This window comes from Variovorax ginsengisoli, from assembly GCF_030811835.1.
Classification (GTDB): domain Bacteria; phylum Pseudomonadota; class Gammaproteobacteria; order Burkholderiales; family Burkholderiaceae_C; genus Variovorax; species Variovorax ginsengisoli_C.
In genome coordinates this window covers 137,818-149,550 of sequence record NZ_JAUSRO010000003.1, presented here as the reverse complement: position 1 = coordinate 149,550, position 11,733 = coordinate 137,818, and the positions used below count along the sequence as shown (strand labels likewise).

At 68.0% G+C, this 11,733-nt stretch carries 8 protein-coding genes and 1 pseudogene; 8 read left to right on the top strand and 1 reads right to left on the bottom strand.

The genetic code is table 11. The annotated features are described in order from the left end of the window. The first annotated feature begins 16 nt into the window (after nt 1-16). From J2W36_RS04975 to J2W36_RS04960, 4 genes and pseudogenes are all read left to right on the top strand, one after another. Nucleotides 17-1,480, top strand: coding sequence for a SidA/IucD/PvdA family monooxygenase (locus J2W36_RS04975; RefSeq protein ID WP_307688575.1), 1,464 nt, complete (start codon nt 17-19; stop codon nt 1,478-1,480). Nucleotides 1,481-1,660: 180 nt separating this feature from the next. Further along, nucleotides 1,661-2,309: pseudogene (locus J2W36_RS04970) on the top strand (Bug family tripartite tricarboxylate transporter substrate binding protein); the annotation flags it as partial. Between the two features lie 397 nt (nt 2,310-2,706). After that, the gene (locus tag J2W36_RS04965; RefSeq protein ID WP_307688574.1) at nt 2,707-3,864 is read left to right on the top strand and encodes an acyl-CoA dehydrogenase family protein; all 1,158 of its coding nucleotides are present in this window, start codon (nt 2,707-2,709) and stop codon (nt 3,862-3,864) included. 44 nt (nt 3,865-3,908) lie between these two features. Next, nucleotides 3,909-4,115 carry a dodecin gene (locus J2W36_RS04960; RefSeq protein WP_307688573.1) on the top strand — a complete coding sequence of 69 codons (207 nt, stop codon included), beginning with the start codon at nt 3,909-3,911 and terminating at the stop codon, nt 4,113-4,115. 175 nt (nt 4,116-4,290) lie between these two features. On the opposite strand, the gene J2W36_RS04955 is transcribed toward J2W36_RS04960, so the two are convergent. Next, entirely contained in the window at nt 4,291-5,913 is a 1,623-nt protein-coding gene (locus J2W36_RS04955; protein WP_307688572.1) for a thiamine pyrophosphate-binding protein, read from the bottom strand. Nucleotides 5,914-6,453: 540 nt separating this feature from the next. Between J2W36_RS04955 and J2W36_RS04950 the strand changes: the two genes are divergently transcribed. Genes J2W36_RS04950 through J2W36_RS04935 form a run of 4 tightly spaced genes read left to right on the top strand, consistent with a single transcriptional unit; the run spans nt 6,454 to nt 11,709 of the window. Beyond that, a complete protein-coding gene (locus J2W36_RS04950) occupies nt 6,454-8,097 on the top strand; it encodes an ABC transporter substrate-binding protein (RefSeq protein ID WP_307688571.1) in 1,644 nt (547 codons plus the stop codon). Further along, a complete protein-coding gene (locus tag J2W36_RS04945; protein ID WP_307688570.1) occupies nt 8,094-9,023 on the top strand; it encodes an ABC transporter permease in 930 nt (309 codons plus the stop codon). Before J2W36_RS04950 ends, J2W36_RS04945 begins: the two co-directional genes overlap by 4 nt. Continuing rightward, nucleotides 9,020-9,949 (top strand): ABC transporter permease, encoded by a 930-nt coding sequence (locus J2W36_RS04940; protein ID WP_307688569.1) that lies wholly within the window; start codon nt 9,020-9,022, stop codon nt 9,947-9,949. Before J2W36_RS04945 ends, J2W36_RS04940 begins: the two co-directional genes overlap by 4 nt. Further along, on the top strand, nt 9,946-11,709 hold the full coding sequence (locus J2W36_RS04935) for a dipeptide ABC transporter ATP-binding protein (RefSeq protein ID WP_307688568.1): 1,764 nt from the start codon (nt 9,946-9,948) through the stop codon (nt 11,707-11,709). Before J2W36_RS04940 ends, J2W36_RS04935 begins: the two co-directional genes overlap by 4 nt. Nucleotides 11,710-11,733 lie beyond the last annotated feature (24 nt).

Here is an 11,733-nt window from a genome sequence, read left to right as displayed (position 1 = left end):
CCCTGCCGGAGACCGCATGACCCACGCTCACCACGCCATCGACCATCTTGCGCGCGAGACGCTGCGCCTGCTCGGCCCCGCGCCCGAGAACTGGGTGCCCGACACGCCAGGCATCGACCACAACGTCGCCGTGATCGGCGGCGGTCAGAACGGCAGCGCATTTGCCTTTGCGCTGCAGCGCGCGGGCATCGGGCGCACGACGGTGGTTGACGCAGCGCCCGACCCTTCGCAGGCGGGAGTCTGGCGCACGCGGGCGCGCATGCACAAGCTGCGCACGCCCAAGAACCTGGTCGGACCGGAACTCGGCCTCCCTACGCTGGGCTTCCAGGCCTGGTACGAGGCGCGCCACGGTACCGATGCCTATGCGGCGCTCGATCGCATCCCGCGCAACGACTGGGCCGACTACCTGGACTGGTACCGCGGCTTCCTAAGCGTGCAGGTGCGCTATGGCACCCGGCTGGTTCGCATCGAACCAGTCACGCACGGTGCCGCCTCACACTTCCGGCTGCACCTGCAGGTGGGTGGCCAGACGCGCATCGAGACCACGCGCAAGGTGATCCTCGCCAACGGCGTGGCAGGCAACGGGACGCCCTTCGTTCCGGCCGTGCTCGAAGAAGCGCAGGACAGCGGCTTCGTGTCGCACACCGCGGATGCGATCGACTTCGATGCCTTGCGTGGCCGGACCGTCGCGGTGCTCGGTGCCGCAGCCTCCGCCTTCGACGCGGCCGCAGTGGCGCTCGAACACGGCGCTGCAGCCGTGCACCTGTTTGCGCGTCGCGACCATCTGGCCGCGACGCCGATCGGCCGCGTGCGCGGCTATCCGGGCGTCTACGACAACTACCATGCGCTGCCCGACGCCACCCGCTGGCACCAGGCGCTGCGTTTGCGGCGGTACGGCTCGACGCCACCGGCCGACTCGGTGCAGCGCGTGCTCAGGCACCCAACCTTTCATCTGCACCTCGGTGCGACCTGGACCGGTGCGGCGGTAGCGCAAAGCCGGGTGCACACGCGCGTTCACGGCGAGGACTTTGCGTTCGACCATGTGATCGCAGGCACCGGCTACCGTGTCGATCCTGGCTCCCGCTCCGAGCTGGTCGACATCGCACCGCACATCCTGCGCTGGCGCGATCGCTTCGTGCCGCCTGACGACGAGCGCGACGACGAACTGGGTGCGGCGCCCTATCTGGGCAGTGGCCTGGAGTACCGCGAGAAGACACCCGGCAGCGCGCCGTGGCTGCAGGACATCCACCTTTACAACCCCGGTGGCTTCGTGAGCACCGGCGTGCCGCTCGGCGACGTGCCGAGCATGCGCCGCGACATCCCGGCGCTGGTGGCGCGCATCAACCGCGATCTGGTGCTGGCCGACCTCGACCAGCACGAGAAGCGCCTGCTCGGCGACGTGCCCGCCGACTTCGATGCCACGCTCTATCAAACGGCCCTTTGGTCGCCCGCACGCAAGAACGCACCCGGCGGGGCCTGAGTCATGTCCGCCGCACTCGCATCCCTTGAACAGACGCTCCCGATCGACGCCGACACGCTGCTGCACTGGCTGGAAGATGGCAAAGAGCTGGCCCTGCTTGACGTGCGTGAGCACGGCCGTTACGGCGACGGCCATCCCTTCTTCGCGGTCCACGCGGCCTACAGTCGCCTGGCGATCCCGTTCGACCGTCTGCCCTACGACGGCCAGAAGACCTTCTCGCCCGTCATCAAGGCAGTGGTGAATCCACAGATCCTCGTGGTCAACCCGAAGACCGGCATCAAGGACTTCCGCGACTACCTGGCGCGGGCCAAGGCGCAGCCGCAATCGATCAGCCTGGGCCTGCCCGGCAACGGCGGCATCGCGCATGATCGTGCAGGAAACCGGTGCCCAGGTGAACTACATCCCCTACTCCGGCGGCGGCCCGGCCACCCTCGATGTGCTGGCCGGCCATGTGGATGGCACGTTGATCACGCTGGCCGCGGTGACCGACCACGTGCGCGCCGGCAAGCTGCGCGCGCTGGCGGTGACCACAGACTACCGTTCGGCCGCGCTGCCCGACGTTCCAACGATGGCCGAGGCGGGGCTGCCCGGCTTCGCGGTCGAAAGCTGGCAAGGCTACTTCGCGCCGGCCGGCACGCCAGGTGCGGTGGTCGCCAAGATCAACCGCGACATCCAGGCCGTCATCGCCGCGCCGGAGACACGCGCCAAGCTCGAGGACATGGGCTTCAAGGTGACCGGTGGCACACCCGCCGACATGGCCCGCACGCTGACCTCGGAGCGGCTGCGCTACGCCAGGACCATCCAGACGGCAGGTATCACGTTGCGCTGAGTCTGCGACCATGCTGCGCTGGCGCCGCGGGTGCGCGACGCCGCAACGGCCGCGCTTACGCGTCGTCGGTCGACGGCTCGATCTGCTCCGGGCGGCTCGCACCGATCAATGCCGAGCTCACCCGCGCGCCGGCGTACGATTCTAGGCAGCGCGGACGGCGGATAAGGGCATCTGCCTGCGCATGTTTCTTCCATGCATGGATGGCTTTCAGATACCCATGCCATTGGGCGCCCGCGCATGAAGCGCATGTGCTTATCCCTATTCCTGCTAAGCAAAACATGGCGAGCCGCCTAAGATTTGCTGCATGTCCATTACCGCTCCCACGGCCCTGGCGGCCGAGCCTTCGCTCCGATCCCATCCAGCACTACGAGGCCGTGCTGCACCTCCGGCAGAAAACGTGTCCGTCCTTGTCGCACGCGCGGCCGCACTGCTGCCCGATATCGCCAGGGACGCCGGAGCGAGGGAACAGGCCCGCGAACTACCCTATGCCCTCGTACGCCGCATCGCAGAGGCCGGTCTCCTGACCTTTCGCATCCCGAAGCGTTACGGCGGACCGGGTGGCTCCGTGCAGGATGCGATCCGTTTCGTCATCGATCTGTCGGCTGCCGATTCGAACATCGCCCAGGCGCTTCGCCCCAATTACGGCACCATCGAGAGCCTGCTGTTCTCCGGCAGCGAGCAAGAGCGGCAACTGTGGTTCCCACGGCTGCTGGCCGGCGACATCTTCGGCAACGCCGGCATCGAGCGCGGCGGTCCGCACGGCAGCATCGGCGCGCGATTGCGCCGCGAGGGTGACGACTTCCGCGTGACGGGCACCAAGTACTACAGCACCGGCGCGCTCTATGCCGACTGGATCGCCTCCATCGCGCTGAACGACGAAGGCAAGGAAACCAGCTTCATCGTGCCGCGCGAACGCGAGGGCGTGGAACTGGTCGACGACTTCGATGCCATCGGCCAGCGGCTCACCGCCAGTGGCACCACGCGCTTCCATGACGCCCGCATCGCGTCCGAGGAGATTCGTCCGCGCTACATCCCGCGTGACCGCCGCAACCCGGTCACGCCGTTGTTCCAGCTCTATCTCGCCGCCGTGGAGGCCGGGATCGCCCGCAATGCGCTGCACGATGCCGTTCACTTTGCGCAGCACCATGCACGACCGATCCGCCACAGCAGCGCGGACCGCTCGGTCGACGACCCATATGTCCAGGAGACGGTCGGCCAGATCGCCTCGCAGGCCTATGCGGCTGAAGCGGTGGTGCTCAAGGCGGCGGGCGCGCTCGATGCTGCCTGGGAAGATCAACTCGGCGACGGCGCCCTCAATGAGGCATCGATTGCGGTGGCCCAGGCCCAGTACGTCGCGGTCGAGGCCGCACTCAGGGCCTCTGAACTTGCCTTCGACGTCGGCGGCGCGTCCGCCACCGACCGGCGGCACCACATCGACCGCCACTGGCGCAATGCGCGCACCGTCGCCAACCACAACCCTCGCCAGTGGAAGGCGGCCGCCTCGGGCGCCTGGCACCTCAAGGGCGAACCTCCACCGACCACCGGTTCATTCTGACCCCCACCCCCGACGGCAACGTCGATCAACCAAGGAAGAACGTCATGTCGAACCACGTCTACAAGACCATCGAACTCACGGGCTCATCGCCCACCAGCATCGAACAAGCCGTCGAGACCGCCATCGCCAAGGCCAGCGAGACCATTCGCAACATCCACTGGTTCACGATCCAGGAAACGCGCGGCCACGTCGAGGGCGGGAAGATCGCTCACTGGCAGGTGACGTTGAAGGTCGGCTTCACGCTGGAGTAGCCACGACGGCCGACTCGGGTGACAACCGGTGTTCCAGAGAACGCGATCGGGTGGATCCAAGGCCGCGACCTCCGGGCGACGGGTTGCCGACACCGTTGCCACGAGCGACTTCAGCGACACCTGGATCGAGCCTCGCTGAGCCTCGGCGCGGTCTCCCCTGGCGATCGCAGCGGCGCTATCGACGAATCTGCGGCGCAGGCACACCTTCGATCATCACGTTCAGGCAAGCCGGCATGCCGCTGAGCAGCGCGCGATGCACGGCCGGCAACAGCGACCCGGCCTCGGTGACGCATTCGCCGTGCGCGCCAAAAGCTTGCGCCACCAGGTCGTAGCGCGTGGGCAAAAGCTCGCAACCGATCAGCCGCTCGGCGCCATAGTCGCGCAATTGAATCTGGTGTTCTGCATTCCAGCGCGCATCGTTGCCAACCACCACGAGCAATGGCAGGCCGTAGCGGATGGCGGTGTCGAACTCTGCGATGTGGAAGCCAACGGTACCGTCGCCCATCACCGCGACAACCGGCGCATCGGGCTGCGCACAGCGCGCCGCCAGCGCATAGGGCAGGCCCGCACCGATCGATCCGGCAACCCCGTTGTTCACGCGATGCGGCGCACGCAGGCACGCCATGGCCCACTGTCCGATCTCGCCACCGTCGCAGACGAGCACGGATTCGGGATGGCTGTCGAGTACGGCCTGAAGCGGTCGCAGCACCTGCACGGGATGCAGGCGGCCCCGCATCTGCGAGGCTGCGCTGTCCCAGGCCGCAGGTCGGTAGGCCAGCTCGGCGCGCGCTTCGTCCAGCCACGCCGAGCCTGCGACAGCACGCGCCGCTTGCGTCAACGCCCGCAGCGCCGAATCCGCGTCGGCCTGTGCCGTGGCATGCAAACGATCGCCGAGCGCGCGACGGCTACGTTCGATCTCGACGACGTCCGGATCGACCTGGTGCACCTGCGTCGCAGCAGGAAAGGCCGTGCCGAACTTCAGGGTGAAGTCCAGCCGCTTTCCCACCAGTACCAGACAGTCAGCACGGGACAGCAGTTGCGCGAACACGCCCAGGCTCGCATCGCCGACGCCACGCGGGCTTTCCATCCCGATCACCGGAACGCCCGTCGCTTTTTCCAGGGCTTGGGTGAGCGCGCGCCCGGCACGCGTCATGCACGACGGCCCCACCAGAATCATCGGGCGTTCTGCTTGCGCCAGGTGCTCGATCAGTAGCGCTGCCACGCCCGGATCGAGGGGCATCGGCTCGGGTGCGAAGGCGCCCTGGGCAGGGACGCTGGCAGCGGTCATCCCTTCGAGCACGTCGGTCGGCAGGCTCAGGTGCACCGGGCCAGGCCGACCGGACCTCGCCAGGCGGATGGCGCTGGCCAGGTCGGCGGCCACGTTATCGGCATGGGCGCACGTCCAGGCCGCCTTGCAGACTGGCCCCGCCATCTCGGCTTGGCGAATCTCCTGGAAAGCACCCAGGCCGAGCTGATCGTTCGGCGCGTGTCCTGATAGCAGCACGACGGGTGCCTCGGCCATCTGCGCTGTATACAACGCAGACACCGCATTCGCATGGCCCGGCCCGCCCGTGACGAGGGCGATGCCGACCTGTCCGGTGATGCGCGACCACGCATCGGCCATGTGCACCGCACTGGCCTCGTGGCGTGTATGCACGAGTTCAATGCCGGAGCCGAAGGCGGCGTCGAACAACGACATGATGTGGTTGCCCGAGAGCGTGAAGATGCGCTTAACGCCTGCCGCTTGCAGCGACTGGATCAGCGCCTCGGCGCCTCGGCGGGGAGAGATTGGAGTCATGGATCGGCGAGCTCGGTTTTCACAGGTACCGGGCCAGTGTCGCAGGACTCGCGAGAGTGCGGCGTCTCGCCGCCGCGCAGCTCAGCGTCGTCGTTGAAGACTCTCACCTTGAGGCCCACGTCCTGCGCTTTGAGCCCGGCCCGGGCGCGGCCAGCGCCTCGAAGGGCACGCCCTGCGAGCGCGAGGCCCCGTCGAAACCCAGGCTCAGCACAACCTTGCCCGGCCGGCCCTGACGCCCCGGGTTCGTTCTTCCGGCGCGGCTGATGCAGCGCTTTACTCCATCGACGCCCTGGCCAGGATGGCCTGCCGATCTTGCGAGCTCGGCAGTCGGTCGAGAACGAAGGTCTTCGTACCAGCAATCTCGCACAGCGACGATTCGATGAAGCGCGCGCCTGCAGCCCAATGGCATCCTCGGTGACCGAATAAGCATGCGCGGAAGTCTTCGTTCTCCGCATCGGTGGGGTCATCAAGAATCGGCCGCCGCCCTCCGTGGCGCGTCACCCTGCACGACCGCTTTTTCCTCTCTTCCCGGACCTCCCGATGCCCCTGCTTCTCGACCTGCGTCGTACATCGCGCCCTCGCTTCGCGCTCTCACTTTCACTGGCTTGCCTGGCGCTGAGCGCAGGTGCCAGCCTGGCCGCTGAAACCCCGCGCCAGGGCGGCGACATCACCTTCGGCGTGACCACCGACCCCATCTGTTTCAACCCGCATCGCTCGACGCAGCAGAACTCCTACATCCTGATCCGCAACTTCATCGACTCGCTCGTGGCCAAGGCGTCGGGCGGTCGCTTCCTGCCGTGGCTCGCGCAGTCTTACGCCATCTCGGCAGACGGGAAGACCTACAGCTTCAAGCTCAAGCCAGGCCTGCGCTTCCACGACGGCACCCCACTTGACGCCGAGGCGGTGAAGTTCAATTTCGACTTCGTGCGCGACACGAAGAACACCAACGCGGCCGGCGAGCTGCTGCAGGCCGTCGACGCGGTGCAGGTGGTGTCGCCCACCGAGGTGAAGCTCACGCTGCGTCGGCCCGATTCGGGCCTGCTCGAATCGATCGCCAGCGTGCGCCTCGGGCTGGTCTCGCCCAAATCGCTGCGCTCGGGCGACAGCCTTTGCGCAGGCGGCCCGACGCTGGCCGGCAGCGGCCCCTTCGTGTTCGACAACTACACGCGCGGGCAGTCGGCCACCTTCCTGAAGAACAAGGATTACCAGTGGGCGCCGGGCTATGCCGCGCACACCGGCCCGGCCTACCTGGACAAGCTCACCGTTCGCTTCCTGCCCGAATACGCGGTGCGCGCAGGCGCGCTGTCGTCGGGTCAGGTCGACGTGATCGAGGGCGTGCAGCCGACCGATGTGGGGCTGTTCAAGGGACGGCCGGGCTTCCAGTTCCTGGTGGGACCCGCGGGTGCGCAGACCTCCTTCACGCTGAACATCAACTACACCATTCCGCCTGCGAACGACGTGCGGGTGCGTCGCGCGCTGCGCGACGGTGCCAACATCGGCGCGCTGGTCAACAGCGTCTATCAGGGCACCTACCGGCGCGCGTGGTCGAACATCGGGCCTGACAACTACTTCTACAACAAGAGCCTGGAAAACGCGTGGGGCAACGATGTGACCGGCGCCAACCGCCTGCTCGACGAAGCCGGCTGGACCGGTCGCGACACCGAAGGTTTTCGCACCAAGGACGGACAGCGCCTGACGATCGAGGTGGGCTACCCGCAACCCTTCGTCCGCGACAACCGGGAGGTGCTCATTCAGGGCCTGCAGGCACTGTTGCGCAAGAACCTCGGCTTCGACCTGCGGCTTCGCTTCACCACCGGCGGCGAATGGGCCCAGCAGCTGCAAAAGGGCACGTGGACAATCTATCCGAACACCTATCTGCCGGCCGATGCGGCGCAGGAACTGCAGGGCAACATCGGCGAGAGCGGCTTCATTCGTGCCGTCGCCGACAAGGGCGACAAGGAGCTGTTCCGGCTCATCAACGAAGCGCTGGCCTCCACCAACGCCGACGCCAAGAAGAAGCTGGTCGAAGACGCGCAACGCCGCGCGGTCGACCAGGCATTCATCGTGCCGCTGTTCTCGGCCAACTACCAGCTTGCGGCCAAGAGCGGCGTGCGCGGGCTCTCTTTCGAGACCCAGCTCGACTCGCCGTCCAACTTCCACGACGTGTGGCTGCAGGGCAAATGAACCCGGCCCTCTGGCGCCGCGTCGCGGGCCGGCTCGGTGCCAGCCTGGTGGTGGCCTGGGGCAGCACCACCGCGGCCTTCGTCGGGCTGCACGCGCTGCCCGGCAACATCGCAGACATCCTTGCCGGTGACCTGGACTATCCGGGCCTGCGCGAGGCCATCGCTGCGGAATGGGGACTCGACCGCAGCCTGGCCGTGCAGTACCTCGAATTCCTGGGGCGCATCGCGCGGGGCGACTTCGGCACGTCCTACGAACTGCGCAGCCCGGTGGCCGACGTGGTGGCGGCGCAGTTGTGGCCCACGCTCCAGTTGGCGGTGAGCGCAGGCGTGCTGGCACTGCTCATCGCCGTGGGCGTGGCGGTGCTCACCTCGGGTCGTGGGCGCATCTCGCGCGCAGTGGCGTCTTTGGTGGAGCTGGTGTTCGCATCGACGCCCGTGTTCTGGCTCGGCATCCTGCTGCTGATGGCGTTTTCGTTCACGCTGCCATGGTTCCCTGTGTCGGGCGATGCAGGCGCAGCAGCGCTTGTGCTGCCTGCCATCACGCTGGCGCTGCCCACGGCGGGGCTGCTCACGCAGGTGCTGCGCGAAGCGATGGAGAAGACGCTCGAACAGCCGTTCGTGGTCACCGTTCGCGCCCGTGGGCTCGGCGAATGGCGCGTGCGCACACGCCATGTGCTGCGCCACGCGGCGCTACCCGTCATGACGCTGGGCGGCTGGATCATCGGCGGCCTGCTGGGCGGCGCCGTGATCACCGAAAAGGTGTTCGGGCGACCGGGCCTGGGCACCGTCACGCTCAATGCCGTGCTCAGCCACGATGTGCCGATCGTGCTGGCCGTGGTTTTGCTGGCGGCCTTCGTGCATGTGGCGGCCTCTACGCTGCTCGACCTTCTTTATGTGCTGATCGATCCGAGGCTGAAAGCGCCATGACATCCATCGACCAGGCGGTGCTCGAACTGCCCGCTGCAACACCGGCATCCAGGCCGGCCGCCTCACCCGCGCCGATCAAGACCGAGCCCTCGGTACACGGCAATCTTCGCCGTGCGAGGCGATTGCCGGCCATCGCCGTGCTGCTCGCCGGTCTCTTCATCCTGGCCTTGGTCGTCGCCGCGGCTGCGCCGCAATGGCTCACGCCGCACGACCCGCTGGAAGGCGACTTCCTCGCCGTGCTGCAGCCGCCGGGCGGCGAACATCTCTTCGGCACCGATCGACTCGGCCGCGACGTGTTCGCGCGCACCGTCCACGGCGCGCGCTATTCGCTGTGCATCGGCCTGGGCAGCACCGCGGTGTCGGTGTTCTTCGGCGTGCTGCTCGGCGTGGTGGCGGGGCAGAGGAACCGGCTCCTGGACGAGAGCATTTCGCGCCTGCTCGATGTGATCTCGTCGTTCCCGGGCGTCCTGCTGGCGATGCTGGTGGTGATCTTCCTGGGCCAGGGCATGGCCAATATCGCCATCGCGGTCGGCATCGCCGGGATTCCGAAATTCGGCCGCGTGGTGCGTGCGCAGACCCAGGTCGTACGCAACGCAGACTACGTGACACACGCCTTCATCTACGGGCGCAGCCGTCTGCAAGTGTTCCTGCGCCACGTGCTTCCCAACGTGCTGGTGGCCGTTCCGGTGACCGCCACCATCTACGTCGGATCGACCATCCTCGCCACGTCGGGCCTGAGCTTCCTCGGGCTCGGCCCGCAACCGCCCACGCCCGAGTGGGGCGTGATGTTGGCCGAGAGCCGCGACGTGCTGCGCGTGGCCTGGTGGCCGGGCGTGTTCCCGGGCGCGGCCATCACGCTCACCGTGATCGCCTTCACCGTGCTGGGCAACGACCTGCAACGCCGCTTCGAAGGGCGCTCCGCATGAGCTTTACCTCCACCCTGGAGGCCACCATTGCGGCGCCCTCCGCCACACTGGCGTCCGTGCCCCTGATCGACATCGAGGGGCTCGGGATCCATTTCGACGGGCCACATGGGCGCACTACGGTGGTGGAAGGCGTCGACCTGCGCATTCGACCCGGCGAGTGCGTGGCCCTGGTCGGCGAGTCCGGTTCGGGCAAGAGCGTGACGGCGCGCTGCCTGCTTGACCTGGTCGGCCCCGGCGCCCGGGTGAGCGCCACGCGCTTTCTCGTCGACGACGCTGATGCGCTGCGCTTCGACGCAGCCACCTGGCGGCGCCTGCGCGGCACTTTTGCCGGCTTGGTGATGCAGGACGCGCTGGTGTCGCTCGACCCACTGCGCACGATCGGCCAGGAGGTCGGCGAGGTGATCAGCCACCACCACCTGCTGCGTGGGCGCGACGCCATCGCCCGGCGCACGCGGGAGACGCTCGCGCGCGTGGGCATCTCCGACCCCGACGAACGCATGGCGCAGTATGCGCACCAGCTCTCGGGTGGCTTGCGCCAGCGCGCCCTGATTGCGGCGGCCATCGCAGGCGAACCGCGCCTGATCATTGCGGACGAGCCGACGACAGCGCTGGACGCCAGCATCCAGAAGCAGGTCATCGAGGTGCTCGGGCGGCGTGTGCGCGACGACGGGGTGGGCCTTCTGCTGATCAGCCACGACCTGTCGGTGGTGGCGGAAATCGCCGACCGCGTGCTGGTGATGCGCGCGGGGCGCGTGGTCGAGGCCGGCCCGGCGCGAGAGGTGCTCTCGCAGCCGCGGCATGCCTACACGCGCCAGCTCATCGCCGCAGTGCCGTCGGCATCGTCCAAAGGCAGCAGGCTCGCCTCGGCACGTTTCGAATCGGCACCTGCGGACCCTGATCGCAACGCAACGCGCGTCGTGCGTGAACCGCTGCCGCCGCGCAGGCATGCACGCGGCACAGGCACGTCGGGGGAGCGGGTGCTGGAAGTCGACGGCATCGGCAAGCGCTTTCGCCGCGGCGGCGGCATCGGACCGGCGCGCGACGGCGATTTCGTGGCGCTGCACGACGTGTCGTTCTCCATCGCGGCGGGTGAGGTGCTGGGACTGGTCGGCGAATCGGGCTCTGGCAAGTCGACCTGCGCGAAGATCGTGCTGGGCCTGCTGGAGCCAGACGCCGGCAACGTGCGCCTGCGCGGGCAAGCGTGGTCCCACCGGCCTGAGAAGGCGCGTCGAAGCCTGCGCGCGAGCCTGCAGTACATCCCGCAGGACCCGCTGAGCAGCTTCGATCCTCGCTACACGGTGCGCGAGGTGATCGCGGAGAACCTCGGCGCCCTGTCGACGGCGCAGGCCACGCATCGCATCCATGCCCTCCTCGAACAGGTGGGTCTGGACGGTGGGCTGGGCGAACGGCGACCCCGCACGCTGTCGGGCGGGCAGCGCCAGCGCGTGGCCATCGCACGCGCATTGGCGGCCGAGCCGACGCTGATCGTGTGCGACGAGCCGGTGTCCGCGCTGGACATCTCGATCCAGGCCCAGGTCGTCGACCTCATCGGCGAGTTGCAGTCGCGCCTGGGCACTGCGCTGCTGTTCATCTCCCACGACATCAATCTGGTCCACCACATCGCCGACCGCGTGCTGGTGCTCAACGAGGGGCGCGTGGTGGAACAGGGCTCGGTGGACGACGTGTTCCTGCGGCCTGCGCATGCGTACACCCGCGCATTGCTGGCTGCGGTGCCGCCACCGCTGACCGCAGCCATTTGACGCGACCGCGTTCGGCCGCCTCGG

What these genes read in the sequence shown, in the direction of transcription:
- J2W36_RS04940 (WP_307688569.1), top strand. Translation starts at nt 9,020, where the DNA reads ATGACATCCATCGACCAGGCGGTGCTCGAACTGCCCGCTGCAACACCG.
- J2W36_RS04935 (WP_307688568.1), top strand. Translation starts at nt 9,946, where the DNA reads ATGAGCTTTACCTCCACCCTGGAGGCCACCATTGCGGCGCCCTCCGCC.
- J2W36_RS04955 (WP_307688572.1), bottom strand. Translation starts at nt 5,913, where the DNA reads ATGACTCCAATCTCTCCCCGCCGAGGCGCCGAGGCGCTGATCCAGTCG.
- J2W36_RS04975 (WP_307688575.1), top strand. Translation starts at nt 17, where the DNA reads ATGACCCACGCTCACCACGCCATCGACCATCTTGCGCGCGAGACGCTG.
- J2W36_RS04960 (WP_307688573.1), top strand. Translation starts at nt 3,909, where the DNA reads ATGTCGAACCACGTCTACAAGACCATCGAACTCACGGGCTCATCGCCC.
- J2W36_RS04945 (WP_307688570.1), top strand. Translation starts at nt 8,094, where the DNA reads ATGAACCCGGCCCTCTGGCGCCGCGTCGCGGGCCGGCTCGGTGCCAGC.
- J2W36_RS04950 (WP_307688571.1), top strand. Translation starts at nt 6,454, where the DNA reads ATGCCCCTGCTTCTCGACCTGCGTCGTACATCGCGCCCTCGCTTCGCG.